The organism is Haloarcula sp. Atlit-120R, assembly GCF_003665885.1.
Classification (GTDB): domain Archaea; phylum Halobacteriota; class Halobacteria; order Halobacteriales; family Haloarculaceae; genus Haloarcula; species Haloarcula taiwanensis.
The window spans coordinates 959,200-974,720 of sequence record NZ_QPLN01000001.1 but is presented as its reverse complement, the minus strand read 5'-3'; the positions used below and the strand labels follow the sequence as shown (position 1 = coordinate 974,720).

The 15,521-nt window shown below is 65.1% G+C and carries 18 protein-coding genes; 9 read left to right on the top strand and 9 right to left on the bottom strand.

The genetic code is table 11. The features are described 5' to 3' along the window. The first annotated feature begins 56 nt into the window (after window positions 1-56). Both DVK01_RS05055 and DVK01_RS05050 read left to right on the top strand, forming a co-directional pair. Entirely contained in the window at window positions 57-467 is a 411-nt protein-coding gene (locus DVK01_RS05055; protein WP_101351200.1) for an SCP2 sterol-binding domain-containing protein, read from the top strand. Between the two features lie 38 nt (window positions 468-505). Beyond that, window positions 506-748, top strand: coding sequence for a hypothetical protein (locus tag DVK01_RS05050; protein WP_101351199.1), 243 nt, complete (start codon window positions 506-508; stop codon window positions 746-748). A gap of 11 nt (window positions 749-759) precedes the next feature. Here the strand turns inward: DVK01_RS05050 and DVK01_RS05045 are convergent, their stop codons facing one another. Together DVK01_RS05045 and DVK01_RS05040 are read right to left on the bottom strand one after the other, a co-directional pair. Further along, window positions 760-1,806 (bottom strand): HAMP domain-containing sensor histidine kinase, encoded by a 1,047-nt coding sequence (locus DVK01_RS05045; protein ID WP_101351198.1) that lies wholly within the window; start codon window positions 1,804-1,806, stop codon window positions 760-762. A gap of 113 nt (window positions 1,807-1,919) precedes the next feature. After that, window positions 1,920-3,896 (bottom strand): DUF460 domain-containing protein, encoded by a 1,977-nt coding sequence (locus DVK01_RS05040; RefSeq protein WP_121535696.1) that lies wholly within the window; start codon window positions 3,894-3,896, stop codon window positions 1,920-1,922. A 157-nt stretch (window positions 3,897-4,053) separates the two neighbouring features. Here DVK01_RS05040 and DVK01_RS05035 point away from each other — a divergent pair, with 157 nt between their 5' ends. The 4 genes from DVK01_RS05035 to DVK01_RS05020 all read left to right on the top strand — a co-directional run bounded on the left by DVK01_RS05035 (window position 4,054) and on the right by DVK01_RS05020 (window position 6,474). Then, window positions 4,054-4,614 carry a sugar O-acetyltransferase gene (locus DVK01_RS05035; RefSeq protein WP_121535693.1) on the top strand — a complete coding sequence of 187 codons (561 nt, stop codon included), beginning with the start codon at window positions 4,054-4,056 and terminating at the stop codon, window positions 4,612-4,614. A 69-nt stretch (window positions 4,615-4,683) separates the two neighbouring features. Continuing rightward, window positions 4,684-5,031 carry a thioredoxin family protein gene (locus DVK01_RS05030; protein WP_101351195.1) on the top strand — a complete coding sequence of 116 codons (348 nt, stop codon included), beginning with the start codon at window positions 4,684-4,686 and terminating at the stop codon, window positions 5,029-5,031. Between the two features lie 62 nt (window positions 5,032-5,093). After that, a complete protein-coding gene (locus DVK01_RS05025; protein WP_121511826.1) occupies window positions 5,094-5,861 on the top strand; it encodes a glycerophosphoryl diester phosphodiesterase membrane domain-containing protein in 768 nt (255 codons plus the stop codon). A 94-nt stretch (window positions 5,862-5,955) separates the two neighbouring features. Then, the gene (locus DVK01_RS05020) at window positions 5,956-6,474 is read left to right on the top strand and encodes an HPP family protein (protein WP_101351193.1); all 519 of its coding nucleotides are present in this window, start codon (window positions 5,956-5,958) and stop codon (window positions 6,472-6,474) included. 22 nt (window positions 6,475-6,496) lie between these two features. On the opposite strand, the gene DVK01_RS05015 is transcribed toward DVK01_RS05020, so the two are convergent. Continuing rightward, complete coding sequence (locus DVK01_RS05015; protein ID WP_101351489.1) at window positions 6,497-6,934, bottom strand: universal stress protein; 438 nt, start codon at window positions 6,932-6,934, stop codon at window positions 6,497-6,499. A gap of 4 nt (window positions 6,935-6,938) precedes the next feature. After that, window positions 6,939-8,033, bottom strand: a complete 1,095-nt coding sequence (locus DVK01_RS05010; protein WP_101351192.1) for a sulfite exporter TauE/SafE family protein — start codon at window positions 8,031-8,033, stop codon at window positions 6,939-6,941. Between the two features lie 165 nt (window positions 8,034-8,198). Between DVK01_RS05010 and DVK01_RS21805 the strand changes: the two genes are divergently transcribed. Both DVK01_RS21805 and ddh read left to right on the top strand, forming a co-directional pair. Then, on the top strand, window positions 8,199-8,369 hold the full coding sequence (locus DVK01_RS21805; RefSeq protein WP_157829441.1) for a hypothetical protein: 171 nt from the start codon (window positions 8,199-8,201) through the stop codon (window positions 8,367-8,369). A 54-nt stretch (window positions 8,370-8,423) separates the two neighbouring features. Further along, the gene (gene ddh, locus DVK01_RS05005; protein WP_121535690.1) at window positions 8,424-9,350 is read left to right on the top strand and encodes a D-2-hydroxyacid dehydrogenase; all 927 of its coding nucleotides are present in this window, start codon (window positions 8,424-8,426) and stop codon (window positions 9,348-9,350) included. An 18-nt stretch (window positions 9,351-9,368) separates the two neighbouring features. Here ddh and DVK01_RS05000 read toward each other — a convergent pair whose 3' ends face one another. Together DVK01_RS05000 and thiD are read right to left on the bottom strand one after the other, a co-directional pair. Continuing rightward, the gene (locus DVK01_RS05000) at window positions 9,369-10,004 is read right to left on the bottom strand and encodes a DsbA family protein (protein ID WP_121535687.1); all 636 of its coding nucleotides are present in this window, start codon (window positions 10,002-10,004) and stop codon (window positions 9,369-9,371) included. An 86-nt stretch (window positions 10,005-10,090) separates the two neighbouring features. Then, complete coding sequence (gene thiD / locus DVK01_RS04995) at window positions 10,091-11,479, bottom strand: bifunctional hydroxymethylpyrimidine kinase/phosphomethylpyrimidine kinase (protein ID WP_121535684.1); 1,389 nt, start codon at window positions 11,477-11,479, stop codon at window positions 10,091-10,093. 122 nt (window positions 11,480-11,601) lie between these two features. Here thiD and DVK01_RS22095 point away from each other — a divergent pair, with 122 nt between their 5' ends. Further along, window positions 11,602-11,766 carry a hypothetical protein gene (locus DVK01_RS22095; RefSeq protein ID WP_170082748.1) on the top strand — a complete coding sequence of 55 codons (165 nt, stop codon included), beginning with the start codon at window positions 11,602-11,604 and terminating at the stop codon, window positions 11,764-11,766. A gap of 5 nt (window positions 11,767-11,771) precedes the next feature. Here the strand turns inward: DVK01_RS22095 and DVK01_RS04990 are convergent, their stop codons facing one another. The 3 genes from DVK01_RS04990 to yciH form a co-directional block, all read right to left on the bottom strand. Next, window positions 11,772-12,653 (bottom strand): DMT family transporter, encoded by an 882-nt coding sequence (locus DVK01_RS04990; RefSeq protein ID WP_101351488.1) that lies wholly within the window; start codon window positions 12,651-12,653, stop codon window positions 11,772-11,774. Window positions 12,654-12,693: 40 nt separating this feature from the next. After that, window positions 12,694-14,997 carry a peptidase gene (locus DVK01_RS04985; protein ID WP_121535681.1) on the bottom strand — a complete coding sequence of 768 codons (2,304 nt, stop codon included), beginning with the start codon at window positions 14,995-14,997 and terminating at the stop codon, window positions 12,694-12,696. A gap of 224 nt (window positions 14,998-15,221) precedes the next feature. Beyond that, window positions 15,222-15,515: a stress response translation initiation inhibitor YciH gene (yciH, locus tag DVK01_RS04980; RefSeq protein WP_004516073.1), complete on the bottom strand. Its 294-nt coding sequence runs from the start codon at window positions 15,513-15,515 to the stop codon at window positions 15,222-15,224. Between the last annotated feature and the right edge of the window lie 6 nt (window positions 15,516-15,521).

Sequence of the window (15,521 nt, the reverse complement as noted above, 5' to 3'; positions counted from 1 at the left end):
TTGCACTCGAACAGACAAGGCAACACAGAAAAGCCCCCCTTGCATACCGCCTGCCAATGACTGTGACGCTGCCGACTGAAGCCGATGACTGGGCCGCTGCGTGGCGCGACCGGATCAACGAGCGGGCCGCGTTCGCTGACAGCGCCGACGGCTTCACCGCCGCGTTCTGTTTCGAAATCCGTGCCGACGACGCCTACACTGGTGAGCCGATACAGTTCTCCGTCGCCATCGAGGACGGCGTCTGTACCGCCGCTGGGACGGTCGCGGATCCCGAGTACGACTTCGCGTTCCGTGGCCCCTACAGCGAGTGGGTCACGATGCTGCAGGGCGATCTGGATATCTCCGCCGCCGCGATGGACGGCACGTTCGACGTCGAGGGTGACACGATGCGACTGCTTCGCCGGCAGGACACCATCGCCGAGATGGTCGCGGCGGCACAGAACGTCGACACCGAGTTCGAGTACTGACCGACGGGCTTTTGTCCGCCCGCTTGGCCTACACGGGTATGCTCGATAAACTCGGTGCGGTTGGTATCGGCGGCATCGTCGTGTTGCTCGCCGGCATCGGTCTGGTCGCGTGGAAGGCTCCCATCGTCGCCGTCGGTATCGCTCTGGTCGTTGGCGGCCTCGGGCTGGTCGTCTACGGACTCGTCACGAGCCTGCTCGGCGCGTTCGGACTCGGCGGCATGGGCGGTATGGGTGGCGGCGGCATGGGCGGTGGCGGTATGGGCGGCGACGGCATGCCCTGAGGCGGACGCAACTAACAGGCGGTGTCTGCACCGACATCGAACTCGAACCGTGCACCGCCGTGTTCTGCTGCCGTGGCACGCACTGTCCAGCCGTGGGCTTCGGCGATTGTCCTGACGATGTAGAGGCCGAACCCAGTGCCGTCAGCCGCCTGTGACGCGCCCGGTTCGAACACCCACTCCCGGTCGTCCGGGTCGATTCCCCGGCCGTCATCCTCGACAGCGAAGCCGTCGGCCGTCAGTACGAGACGAACTGTGATGTCGGTAGTGCCGGCTTTGCGCTCCTCGTCAGATACGTGTTCGTCGAGTTCCGGACCGTGTGTGACGGCGTTGATGAAGACATTCTCGAACAACCGAAGCAGTCGCTTCGGGTCAGCCTCGACCGGTATCGGCGGCGGCGGTTCCAGCACTGCACTGCCGGTTTCGACGTGGTTCCACGCCGTCGTCGCCACGTCGGCGATATCGACCGCCTGCTCGTCGGTTGCCAGCGCGCCCTCTCTGGTCGCCGTCCGCATATCGTCAATAATCGCTTCTAACCGCCCCAACCCGTCTCTAGCGGCGTCGATACGCTCGGGTGACAGCTCCTCGGCAGCGAGTTCGAGGTGGCCGCTGGTGACGGCAAGCGGCGTCCGGAGGTCGTGTGCCAGGAGGTCGGCGAACTCCGTGAGCCGCTCGTTCTGTCGCTGGAGGTGCCACTCCCGTTCGCGTCGGTCCGTGATGTCCCGACCGACACCGCTGAACCCCTGCACTGTGCCGTCGTCCCCCGTAAGAAGCCGACCGCTGAGTTCGAACGTCACTACCCCTTCTGTCGTCTCCGCCCGCGCTTCGACGCTCGTTTGACCTGATTCAAACACCTCCTCGATGGCTGCTTCAACGGCTGCCCGGTCGTCCGCGACGAAGAACTCGGTCGGCGCTGTGCCTGACAGTTCGCTATCGGTCAGGTCGAACAGTTCGTTCAGCCGACCGTTCCAGTACGCAAGTTTGCCGTCTGCGTCGTAGACGTAGAAGACGTCGTCGAGCGTCTCGACCGCGGCCGCCAGAACACGACACTGGTCTTCCATGCGAGAGAGACGCACCCGAAGAACATAACTACTCAGTACAGATTCGCACTATCGGAGCAGCACCCCGGTAGCAGGGCTGCCCCGTTACTGCCTGCCGGGTCCTAGCACAGCGTTTAGTTCTCGCTCGTCGGCCGGTCAGCCCGGTGTTCGCTGATGATCTGGTCGACCATCTCCGCGTTCTGCTCCTTCCGTCGCTCGGCGGCCCGCTCTTCCCAGTCCTCGATTGCCGCCTCGACCTCGCCTTCGCGGGCGACGGCCAGTTCGTCGACTTCCTGCACGGTGACTAGCTCTGCCGGTGCGACGGGAATATCGTTGTCGAACAGCACCTGATCGGCGATGTCAGAGAGGTTCCCGTTCCGGAGCACGATTTTCGGGTCGATATCCGCCAGTTGCTGGGCCGTCGACCGGCCCGCGCCCGAGGCATCCCGAAACATGACGATGTCGTCCTCAACGAGGCCAAATCGCTCGTCGGCGTCGGCGATGGCATCTCTCGTGAACTGTTCGACCACCTTGACCGGGGTCAGTCCCTCCTGCTTCTCCGATACGTCGGCGAAGTTCGAGTGGTCGAGCTTCCACAGCGCCTTCAGTCGGTCGAGCTTGTCGGCCAGCGTCTCCCGCTTCTCCTGTTCCTCCTCGACCTTCCGTTCGAGGGCTTCGTTGCGCCGCTGGAGCCGCGTCACCTCGCGGTCCTTCCGGACCTCGCGTCGGCCTTCGCTGCGGGCTTTCTCCAGTTGTTTGTCCTTCTCGGAGAGCTGGTCGTCCTTGCGCTTGATCGTCTCTTTGAGGTCGTCGACGTGTGATTCGAGCCGCTCGATGCGGGCGTTCAGCCGCTTGATCTCCTTCTCGTCGTCGGTGAGTTCCCGCGGTTCGTGCGCCGTGGTGTCCTCGTCCTCGCCGTCGTCGTCTTCGAGGTCCCGCAGCACCGTCTCGACACTCTCCTCGCCGGCGACGACGCGGTCGACGACCGGTCCCACATCGTACTGCGGCGGGACCTTGCCTGCGACGCGCTCGAACTGGTCGGCGTGGTGGTCGAACGCGTAGAGCGCGGCGGCCATCGCGTCGCGTTCGTGGTCGTTGTCGTAGGCCTCCTCCCGGGTCCGGTGCTTCTTCTCGTCGACCGGAAGGTCCGTATCGGGTTCCCAGCCAGCGGCACTAAAGGAGCGGCGGAGCTTCTCGACGGTTTCCGGCATCGGCGTCACGTCGGCGGCGACGACGACGGGCCGTCCGCGTTCGATAATCCACTCCGTCGTCGCGGCGGCGTCGTCGGTGCGTGAGGAGTATACATCCAGTACAGTGCCGTCAAGGGAGACGATGGCAACGGCCGTCGTCGTTCCGGGGTCGACGCCGACGACGACGTGGTCGCGCCGTTTCGCAAGCGGCCTGAACTCGATGCCGTCCCGCCGCTGACGCTCGATTTCGACGCGCGTATCGCCCGACCGGGCTCTCGACACCGGGATATCCTGTGGGCGGGCCGAGACCTGAAACACGGCGTTTGCGAAGCCGCCGTACTTCTCGGTCACGTCCCGTTCGTACTCCAGACCGGCAGCGTCGAGTTCGGACTCGATCTCACGCGCCCGCTTCCGGACCGCGCCGTGGATGCGTCGCGTGTAGCGGTCTTCTGACCATCCCCCTTTTCCGGTCGAGCGGCCCCGCGAGACCTTCACCTCCGTCGTGTCGGTGAAGGCGGACACCTCCTGGCCGACGTTCGCGGCGGCCAGCCGTGCCGCGGCCTCGGCTTCCTCCATCGGGTCCTTGCCGTAGGGGACGCCGTGGCGCTTGGCGACCCGCGACAGCGGTTCGGGCCGCTCGTCGCCGGTCACCTGCACCAGTTTCGTCTCGTCCGGGAGCGAGCCCAGGACGTGGATCAGGGCGTCCTTGTCCTCGGCGAGCTCGTACATGTTGTCCGTCGCGACGATAGCCGGCTCTTCGTCCTCGATGCGCCGGCGGAGCTTCCGCCGCGAGACCACGTCCCGCTCGACTGATTCCCCGTCGAAGACCACCAGCGCGTACGACGGCGCGTCGCCGCGTACGTCGCCGCTCTGGATGTCGACACCGAAGACGACTGCGTCGAGCGCTGCCGTGCGGTTCACGAATCATGGTAGGCGACGGTCGATTATAAATCCGTTCCGGGGACGAGTCCCCGCACTGACTCCCAACGGTCAACCGAAACGCCTCTTGGTCGGGCCAGTCAACTGTCGGACATGATTGCACAGCGGCGTCGCGGTACCGCTCCGGAGGTCAGTCGGGATGCCCTCTGAAAAGGAGAAGATGCTCGCGGGCGAACGCTACGACGCGAGCGACCCGGAACTCGTCGCTGCCCGCGAGCGTGCGAACGCGCTCACTCGGGAGTACAACCGGACCGACCCGTCGGAGACCGACACCAGACAGGCGCTCATCGAGGATTTGTTCGGCTCGGTCGGCCCGGACTGTCACGTCGAACCGCCGTTCCGGTGTGATTACGGCGAGCATATCCACGTCGGCGAGGGCTTCTACGCGAACTTCGACTGCGTCGTGCTGGACGTCTGCCGGGTGGATATCGGCGACGGTTGCCTGCTCGGGCCGGGCGTCCACATCTACACCGCAACGCATCCGCTCGACCCGGATGAACGTCGTAGCGGCGTCGAGTACGGGAAGCCGGTGTCTATCGGCGATAACGTCTGGGTCGGCGGGCAGGCGGTCATCAACCCGGGCGTCACAATCGGTGACGACGCGGTCATCGGTTCTGGTGCAGTCGTCACCGACGATGTTCCGGCCGGGGTCGTCGTTCAGGGGAACCCAGCATCGGTCGTGCGGGAGATCGAGGACTGACGGCCACGCACAGCAACCGCGGCTGTGGCCTGTCGCGGGGTTCTTCGCGCTGTGGCACGTACTAGCCGTATGGACACGACAACGGAACACGGCGTTCGGACGGTCGAAACGCGGGACGAACTCGACGACGTGCTGGCGACGACTGACCGCGTACTGGCGATGGTCCGGACAAGCGGCTGTACAATCTGCAAGTCGATGGAGCCGATACTCGACATCGCAGCGAAGGCGACTGATGCCACGGTGGTCGTGTTCAATCCCAAACGCGACCTCGATGCCGTCGACGCATTCGACGTCCGGAGCGTCCCGACGCTCCTGCTATTTGTCGACGGGGCGCTTCTCGACCGCCGCGCCGACGGGTTCGTCCCGGCAGAGGAGCTTATCGAGTTCGTCGAGAGTGAGTCGGAACCGGGCGCGTGAACTGAGTGGCAGTGTCACACTGAGGCAACACTTTTGCCATTGCTTGTCGAAGCGCTCCGTTGATGGCCCTCCAAATCGGCTCCGTCCTCGAAGAGGCGGGGTATCGGCTGTTCAGTCGTACCGGTGCGATACTACTTGCAGCGTTTTTCGCCCTGATGATCGGTTTTCAAACGCTGTTCAACACAATCTTGGCGACGACTTACGCCAGAATGGGATACGGCGAAATCGCTGCAGCCCTACCGCTCACCCTCGACATCCCGCTTTCCGTCGCGGGTGCCGGTATCGCTATCGGCTCCGTAGTCTCACTGTATCTCACCATCGTGTCCTTCCGGACGTTCGCTGCCGGAGCGCGTGACAGTTTCCCAACGGGAGCGCTCACACGGAACGTACCGCTGGCGATGGTGAACGTGTTTGTCGGCGGAATCGTCTACAGCCTGCTGGTGTTCATCGGGTCGGTCCTGCTCCTCATCCCCGGTATCTTCGCTTACGTCGCGTTCATCTTCATGATGCCGTACGTCATCGTCGACGACCGGAACTTCGTCGCGGCGCTCAAAGAGAGCTATCGGCTCACCGAGGGCAACCGGCTGGCGCTGTTCGGACTGCTGTTGATTGTCGGTACCGCCGCGGCGCTCGTCGGTGGTGTCATCGGATTCGTCGGCGCGCTGGCGCTTTCGGGGCCGACTTCGCAGCTTCCGACCATTGTCATCCAACCTCTGGCGTCGCTGTACGGCACCGCAGTTGTCGCAGTCGCGTTCGAGCAACTACGCGAGAGTACCGGGATGCCGCCGTCGGCTCCGAGCGAGGACGACACGACGACGACGGCGCTCTGACTGGAACGGCTGGCCGTGCCGTCTCCACTCAGGATTCCAGCGCCGATTTGCCGGACCGTGACTGTCTTGTCCGTCCAGTTTCCTATCGGGAGCAATGCGACGGCATCGAGTCGGCACGAGCCTGTACGCCGGCGTGCTGTTCGTCGTCCTCGGAACGCTTGCGTGGGCAAGCGGGCAACCGTTTATCTTCCCGAGCCTCGGCCCCTCGGCGTTCGTCCTCGCCTTCCACCGGGACGGTGACCGGACAGGGCTGGTCAGCGTTGTCGCGAGCCACCTCATCGGCGGCCTCGCGGGGCTGGCCGCGTACAGCCTGCTCGCCGGCGGTGTCTCACTCGTCGCGGACCCGACCGCGTTTTCCACGGCCGGGCTCCGCCTCGTCGCGAGCGCGACGCTCTCGCTCGTCGTGACCAGCTGGGGGATGATTGCGACCGACACCGTCCACGCGCCGGCCTGTGCGACGACGCTCATCGTCTCCTTAGGGCTGCTCTCGACGCCGCTACAGGTCGCAGTCATCGTCGTCGGTGTCGCCGTCCTCGTCGCGTTCCATGCGCTCGCGCTGTCAGCGTATCACCGAGCGACCGAGCCGTTCCGGACAGGCCCGGTCGACGGCTGATGCGGTCGCGGGGTCGCCGTGGTCACTCCTCGGACAACTGTACGGTCAGCACCGGCACCGGCGACTCCCGAACGACCGTCTCCGCGACGCTTCCGATGAGATAGTGGTCCAGCCCGGTCCGGCCGTGGGTCCCCATCACGACGAGGTCTGCCGGGAGTTCCGTGACCGCGTCGACGATTTCGCTTTTCGGGACGCCCTCTCGCTGTGTGGTTTCGACCGACACGTCGTCCGGCAACTCAGCGACGGTCGCCTCGATGGCCTCCGCGGCGCGCTCGCGCTCAGCGTCGAGCCAGGCGTCGGCCGAGAGGCCGCTCGACGGGCTCTCGAACCGGTTCCGGGTGTCGACGACAGAGAGCACGTGGACCGTCGCGTCGAACCGGCCCGCAATCGTGCCGGCGTGGCGCGCCGCCGCACCGATACCGTCGCTGCCGTCGGTCGGGAGGAGAACCGTGTCGTACATCGTCTCAGACACCACCCGTCGCCATCAGGAACAGCGCGGCGGCGATGACTGCGAACAGCCCGCCGACGAACTTCTTGATGGTCCCGGTGTCCAGTGCGGTCGAGACGTACGGTGCAATCTGGCCGCCGGTGACTGTCGCGGGCACGGTCCAGACGACCATGTTCCACGGCGTCGACGCGAGGTCGATAGAGTGAGCGCCCGGAACGAGGCCGCCGCCGAAGACGTGGACCACCGAGGCCAGAACCGCTGTCAGTGCCACAACGATGTGGTTCGTACCGATGGCGACCCGGACGGGGACATCCGTTCGGAGCATCGAGATGATGCCCAGTTCGCCGACGCCGAAGCCGGCCAGGCCCTGGAAGACGCCGCCGATGCTGTAGTTGGCGAACCGCTCAAGGTAGCCGCCGCGCGTGTAGCCGTAGTCGTTGCCGTCGCGGTCGACGCGCGTAACCGCCCCGTCGTCAGCCGTCTCGACGCCAGCCGGCCCGAGCTTGTTGGCGTCGTCGGGCAGGGTCTTGTCGCCGCCGTCGGCCGACACGTCGGGGTCGCTGTCGCCCGCCTCGCCCGGCTCTTCGTGGCCGAGGTCGGCCTTGAAAAGCAGGTACGAGGCCGCCAGCAGGGCGATGCCGAGCAGCGCGTGAAACAGCGGTTCGGGGATGACAAACGAGAGCAGCGCCCCGGCGACGACGAAGGGCACGCTCCCGAGGACGAGGCTCAGTGCGAGTCGTCGGTCGACGAGCCCGTACTGGATGAACGCCAGCGCCGAACTGGAGAGGCCGAACGACTCGCTGATGAGGCCGACTTTCACCAGCGTCTCCGGGGTCAGCGTCTCCCCGGCGAGCACCGGGAAGACGAAGATGAGAAACGGGACGAACAGCGCCGACCCGCTGATACCGACCGTGTTGACGATGGTCGCACCGGTGACGAAGGCGATACAGAGCCACCAGTACTCGAACCAGTAGCCGCTTCCCGCGTCCGCGGGCGTCGGCGCGGCGGTGTACACGCCGACGACGAACAACAGCGGTGCCAGGAAGACGAAGACATGCTGGTACTTGAGAAACCCCTTCTGGAGTCGACTAGACGGTGACGACGTTGTCATTGACGCGTGAAGCCAGCATTGTGAACTATCGGTTAAAGCCCTTGTTGTCTGTACTTGTTTCAAAAATCGTTGTAAAAACCGTCGAAGACGGCAAAAACGCATGGCTCCGCCGGCTCCCTAATATCCCTAATATTTATTTCACAGGCCGTGGTAACATCTAGCGTCATGAGTTTTCCACAGGGACCGATGGAGTCGGGCGGCCGGTCGAGTTACGACGAAGACGCCAGCGACGCCGTAGACGGCGGACTCTTCGGAGCCCTGCACCGCTTCTCGAAGCGGTGGTCCCGCCGCTACGTCGAGATGCGCGTTGACGCGCTCGACAGCCGCCGGGACTGAGCGGTCCGGCGCGTTCCGGAAAAGGACTATACCGTCCCCGCCGCAGGGACGGGTATGGATATCGACAGAATCGCCGTCCACGAGTCGGTCGCGAAGGCCTGTCCGCTGGAGGCGATGGTCGCCGCGTTACAGGGGTCCGACGTTCCCGTCGAGGCTGTCGGCGACGACGCCTCATTCGACGCCGGTGATTGCGTCGTCACGTTCTCCCCCCGAGACGTGTTTCTGGACGCCGCCTGGGTCCACGGCATCCGCGCGGGCTACGACGAGTTCGACGTGGCCGCCTACGAGACCGCCGGGACGGCGCTGACGAACAGCACCGGCATTCACGGCGACACCGTCCCGGAGACTGTCGTCGGCTATCTGACGGCGTTTGCCCGCCGGCTCCACGTCTATCGGGACCGACAGGGCGACGCCGACTGGACCCACGAGCCGTACGAAGCGCCGTTCACGCTGACCGGCGAGCGGGTGTGCGTGGTCGGCCTAGGGACCATCGGCCAGGGCGTCGCCGACCGGGCCGCCGCGCTCGGCATGGATGTCGTCGGCGTCCGGCGCTCGGGCGACCCCACAGAGAATGTCGAGCGCGTGTACACGCCCGACGAACTGGCCGCCGCCGTCGGCGACGCTCGCTTCGTCGTGCTGTGCTGTCCGCTCACCGAGGCGACCGAGGGGATGGTCGACGCCGCCCTCCTCGAAACGATGCGGGACGACGGCTACCTCGTCAACGTCGCCCGGGGGCCGGTCGTCGTCGAGGACGCGCTGCTGGCCGCGCTCGATGCGGGGGCGATTGCGGGGGCGGCCCTCGACGCCCACTGGGAGGAACCGCTGCCGGAAACCCACCCGCTCTGGGACCACGAGTCGGCTATCGTGACGCCACACGTCGCCGCGTCCACGAACCGGTATCACGAGGACATCGCGGCGCTTGTTCAGGAAAACGTCGAACGGGCCACACGCGGCGAATCACTCCGGAACCGCGTCGCCTGAGCGCCCGACAGCGCCCGCTCAGGTGCCTTCGACAAGCCGCTCTAGCTGCTCTGGCGGAACCGCACCGCGGGCGGCGTGGCCATCGTGGGCGAACGTCGGGACGCCGGTGATGCCCTGGCGCTGTGCCGCGGTAAACTTCTCCCGGACCGCTGAGCGGAGCGCGTCGTCCGCGAGCGCCGAGCGGATTTCGCCGCCATCGACGCCCGCGTCCTCGGCCAGGTCGACCAGCAGGTCCTCGTCGCCGATATCCTGGCCGTCCTGCCACAGCGCCTCGAAAACGGCCACGTCGAAGGTCAGCCACGTCTCGTAGTCGTAGTGCTCTTTGACGTAGTAGGAGGCAATCTGGGCGGGCAGGGAGTCGATGTCGGTGGCGATGTCTAAGTCCATCTCCACGCCGTACTTCTCCTGGAGCCGTCGCACGCCCTGCTTTGCCTGCTCGTAGTAGTCCTCGTCCTTGCCGTCGTCGACGGAGTGGTCGATGGAGCCGTCGGGGTTACGCTTCCCACTTCGGAGGTCAAAGGGGTGCCAGTCGATCTCCAGTTCCTCCTCGCGCGTCGACTGGTACTGCCTGAGCGACTCGCGTCCGAGATAACAGAACGGGCAGACGTAGTCCGAGAAGACCGTAATCCGCTCGCTCGACTGTGTCTCACTCATACGTTCTGATATGCGTCGCTCGGGGTTAAACGCGGCCACCGTCTGTGTCAGATCAGCGCACGACCGCTCTGCTCCGCCCGGTTCCGTTACGCCCCGTCGTCGACGGCCTCGTGGACCGTCTTGACGCGCGAGACGATGGCATCGACGGTCGCCCCGAACAGCATCGCGTGCTCGTCGGTACCCAGCCCCTCACGGCCGACGACGGCGACGGGCGGGTCGTCGCTGGCTCCGAATGCCCGGTCGACGCCCCATTGGGCCGTGGCGTCGGCGGCGACCCCGTCCGGTCGCTCGCCGGGGTCGTACGAGGCACTCGTGCCGTCTAGCGACGCCAGCGCGTCCTCGACGGCGTCGGTCAGCCGACAGTCGATGGCGAACCGGAGCGACGGGTCGTGTTCACGGGCGGTCAGCAGGGCGCGAGCCACCGTTGTGGACGCGCCGAAGCGGACGCCGCGGTTCGGTCGGACGCCGTCCATCGTGCGGGCGATGCGGCCCTCAACGGCGGCGACCGCGTCGGGTGTCTCTGCGTAGGGGGTCGCGCCGGCGACGGTCATCCCTCGCTCGGGAACCAGCCCGGACACGTCCGCCTCGACGAGCGCCGACACAACTCGCTCGACGGCCTCGCTCGTCGGATGGTGTGCGGCGTCGTTACGCGCCTGGACGAGGTGGTGGACCGCACCGGGACCTTCTCCGATGTCGACGTTATATCGAACTGCGCTCGCAAGCAGGTCGACACTGCTTCCGACTGCCGTCGGCAGGTCGTCGCCGTGGGCTAACTGTGTCGCGATGGCCGAAGAGAGCGTACAGCCAGAGCCGTGAGTGGCTTCGGTGTCGATGCGGTCGTGGCGGAACGTCGTCACCCCGTCTTCGGTCACGAGCGTATCGACGACGGCGTCACCCGGGACGTGGCCCCCCTTTACGAGCGCGCTGTCGGCCCCCATCTCGACGAGGTCGCGGCCAGCCTGTTCCGCGGCCGCGGCGTCGTCGACATCGCGCCCGGTCAGGACGGCGGCCTCGTCGGCGTTCGGTGTGACGACCGTCGCCTCGGCGATGAGCGATTCGTAGGCGTCTTCGGCCTCGGCGGCCAGCAGCCGGTCGCCCGAGGCTGCCACCATTACTGGGTCGACGACGAGGTTCGGCAGGTCGGCGGCGTGGTCCACGACTAGGTCGATGACCTCGCTCGTCGCAAGCATTCCCGTCTTGACTGCGGCCACGTCGAAATCACCCGTCACCGCCTCGATCTGAGCCTCGATCTCCTCAATCGGGAGCAGATGCTGGCCCTGTACGCCCGTGGTGTTCTGTGCCGTCACACTCGTGATCGCGCTGGTCCCGAAGCCGCCACAGGCCTCGATAGTCTTGAGGTCAGCCTGGATACCGGCCCCACCACCGGAGTCGCTGCCGGCGACAGTCAGCACGACTGGCAGTGTCACTGGGGCGTCCGCTCGTGTCATATCAGATGCCTTTGCCGGCGGCCACATATCGGTGCTGGTCTCTCAGTAGGACTCTGTTGTTCAGCAAAATCCTAGTATGCTAATAATACTTCATACCACATCCGAGAAACACTTATGTAGCGCTGTGTCGGATGTGCCCTTGTACCACAATGGAACCAGCGTCGCGCGATACTACCGACTCCGACGAGCAGTACGGCAGCTTCACCACTGGCGGCGGCGACGTCGTCGTCTACGACACCGAGAACCCGACCGCGTGGCTTCAATCGAGCTATGCGGTACAGGTTGGCTGCGCGTCGGAACGAAAGTCGGCCTGACTTTTCTATCCGACCGATATCATCGCGATACCGACGATAGCGAGCCCCGCAGCGGCCAGCCGTGCTCGGAACTGCGCCTCGTCGAGTACAATCGCACCCAGAATGACGGCGACGATAGCCTGCCCGTTGACGATTGGTGACACGATACTCGCCGGGAGCAACTGGAAGGACAGCAACACGATGTGGTTTGCGTAGGCGACGAACATCGCTGCGACGACGAACTTCGGGAGATCCCCCCGCCATCCCGACGGGACCTGATACCGGAACGCGAGCGGCGTCATCAAGACGGCGATGCCGACGGCCATCACCGGGATGTACGTCGTCGGTTCGATGGCCAGTTCCTGCATCAGCACCCGCTTGCTTACATCAACGAGCGCGAACGCCGCAGCCGACAGCAGCGCCAGTTGTGCGGGCCGGGACTTCCGGGCCCGCTTGAGCGGGGCCAGTAACGCTGTCCCCTGCCAGTTTGCGACGTAGACGGCGGCAGTCGCGACGACGACGCCGCCGACCTGCAGCGCAGAGAGGTGCTGGCCCAGCAAACCGACTTCAAGCGGCAATACGAACACGGGGACGATTTTGCTGATCGGCGACACGTAGGAGACTTCGCCGACGCGGATCGCTCGAAAGAGGGTGAGCAGCCCCACTGCCGTCACCGCCGTCACAGCGAGTATTGACGAGAGGGCGTTGATGCGGCTGCCCGCCGGGAGGAACGGCTCGTTGCTGGCGAAGACGATCGGGAGGTAGACGACGGGGACCAGGCTGTAGGTAAGCAACAGAAACACCGGCGACGGGTAGTCGGTGAACCACCGCTTCATCACGAACAGGTACACCCCAAACACCAGCGCCGACAGGACGGCATACGCGATTCCGACGTTCACGGTTGACAACGACTGGCCGACCGCAATAACTGTTCCCTTCGGGCTCGTGTCAGGAACGACGCTGGCGGGCAATCAGAGCTGCAAGCAACACCGCGAGACCGGCGATAATCGCGGTAAAGCCGTCGCCCTCTCCCGCTGTCGTCCGTTTGTCTGTGGGCATCTCCGTCGGGCTCGGAGTTGACGGCGGTGCCGCCGTCTCCGTTGAGACGACCACGTCGACCGTCGTCGTCGTTCGTCCGTCACCCACCGACAGCGACACTGTTCCGCGTTCATCGAGGGTGACTGTCCGCGTGACTGTTGTCGTTACCTGTGGCGAGAGATACAGCCGCTGTTCGGCGAACACGACATCGTTGCGGCGGAACTCGACCGTTGCTGTCCCCGGAATATCGTTGTCGTTGGCGACAGTCGCAGTCACGTCGACCCTGTCCCCCTGCTTGACTTCGCGGGGACTCGCGGTGACGTCGGTCACGCTGGCTACCGCCGGCTCCGTCACCACGACAGTGACGGTGTCACCGTCGACGCTGACCACGTATCGGCCGGGGGCAGCAAACGTGTGTGTCACTTCAACCTCGGTCCGTACTCCCGGCTCGATCTGGCCCTGTTTCGCGTCGACGACAGTCTCGTTGACCGCGAGCGACACGTTGTACGCCCCTGCCTCGCCGCCAGCGTTCTCGACGACGGCATCGACCGCGAGCGTCTCGTTTGTCGACAGCCGGATCGGTTCGCTACCGCCGACCGGTGTGTCCGACCGGTAGAGACTATCTGCGCGGTAGGCGTCCGCCCTGTCGACCGGCGGGAGGCTGTAGCCAATACGGGCGGGAATCGAACCGAACAACCGCCGATGTGTCGTCACGTTCCACATCGTCACGGCCGCTGCCGTCTCGGTCTCCGTCGCGGTCGCGTCCCGGACGCTCGGGTCACTAGCGGACTCGATCTCAGCGAGGAGCTGCGACTGCGTGACGGGGTCACGGTAGCCGTTCAGCGACTGAAACACGCGCTGGAGTGTCTGGTTACGGCCAGTCGCCGAACGGATGTGGACATCGGTTCGTCCGGCGACGAGCGCCCCTTTCCAGTAGTTCGCGTCGTTCGTCCAGCTTGTCCTATCGGTCAATCTCACGTCACTGTAGACCGGACGCCCGCCCGCCGCGAGCTGTGCCTGAAACTCGTCGAACCCGATCCGGTTCTGTTCCAGCGTCAGGACAGCGGCGTAGTACGTCGCCCAGCCTTCGACCGTCCACCGTGTCTTCCCCGTCGTCTCGTAGGCCTGCCGGCTGTGGACGTACTCGTGGAGCCAGACGTTGTTCGCGACATCCAGCGACTGCCGGGACTGGACCCACATATCTGCGTCACCGATCTGATATCCCTCGACCCCCCAGCTGACGGCCCCGGATGGCGCGGCGACGACGAACACCTGCTCGTCACGGTCACCGACCCGGAGCGCGTTCGACGCGTTCGCCATCGAGTCCAGCACCGAAATCGGTGAGGCCGTCATCGTCGCACGCTCTGGCACAGCCAGCGTGAACGTCTGGTTGTGCGCCGTCTCCTCGAAGGTCGCGACCTCGCCGAGGTACACGATTTCCTCGCCCGCCGCACCAGGCCCCGCCGTCCGGAGTGTCCGGTTGTACCTGACGGGGTCACGGCCGGTGTAGCGCCAGCGCGTCGGCGTCTGTGAGCGTGTGAGCAGCGCCCACTCGCCCGTATCGACGCTGAGATACCGTCCCTCGGCACCCTCCGGACCGCTCTTTTCGATGGTCCGATTCGGGTTGATGTGGTAGCTGATCGTCGCTGTATCCGTCGGCTCTTCCCACTCGTACACGGACTCGTTGACGCGCTCGAACCCGTCCGTTTCGGTCACCGTCGCCGCCGCCGGGACGTGCGTTTCGAGGTCGACAACCCGGTCTGGCACCTCGTAGGTCAGAGTCACCGCGACTTCGCCCGGCTGTTCCGGTACGCGCGCGTAAGTCTGTGTCTGCTGAATTACGTCACCATCGCTGGTCTGTGCTGTACCCGATATGGCTGTCCCCGTCTCCATGCCGGCCGCTGTCGTAGCTATGTCCCCGCCTTGTTCCCGTGGCTGTCGTCGATGTGTATCGGCGCTTCTCGTTCGGATTACTGAGCTATTCGCCTCGGCAGTGCCTGTCGACGACTGCACTGTCTCGACCGTCGCCCCCCTCCGATTTGGCGCTGTATCACTTCTGTATGTGCAGTTCTCGCCGACCCCTGCCGCCAGTCCGTCGCCGTCAGTCACCGCCCCGTGGTCAGTAGTCGCCGCCACCGGGAGCGACGCGATTCCCCCACCGAGGAGAAGGACCACGAGTCCGACGGCCACCACCCGCCGGGGTACAACGAACATTGCGAACAGTTACCGTCCCATGGTTGAAATAGTTGACCGCCGATCGTGAGTGTTGGTATCACGCATCGATAGCCGCTGCTCCTGGTTGTACTCAGAAGTTCTCACGACGGCACAAAAGCGGCTGGATATAGTTCACTGCGGGCGATCACAGCTGAAAACCAGGGAGTAGGTCACAGCAGCAGCTTGCCACGGCGCTCTCACGAGAACCGTTGGCAGTCAGGAGTTCAGGCGACGTTGAAACCTTTGTCGCGGAGGAAATCCTCGACGCGGCCCGTGTGATTGCCCTGGAGCTCTATCTGTCCGTCCTCGACAGTGCCACCGCAGGCGAACTTCGACTTGAGGTCTGAGGACAGCGAGTCCATGTCGACGTCTTTCGGGTCGAATCCCTCGATGATCGTTACCTCCTTCCCGTAACGGCGCTCGTCGATGCGGATGTTAATCTCCTGGGACTCCTTAGCGACGTCCTCACAGACGCAGAGCTCCTCAGGCAGCCCGCACGTCGAGCAGACTTCCGACATTACAAT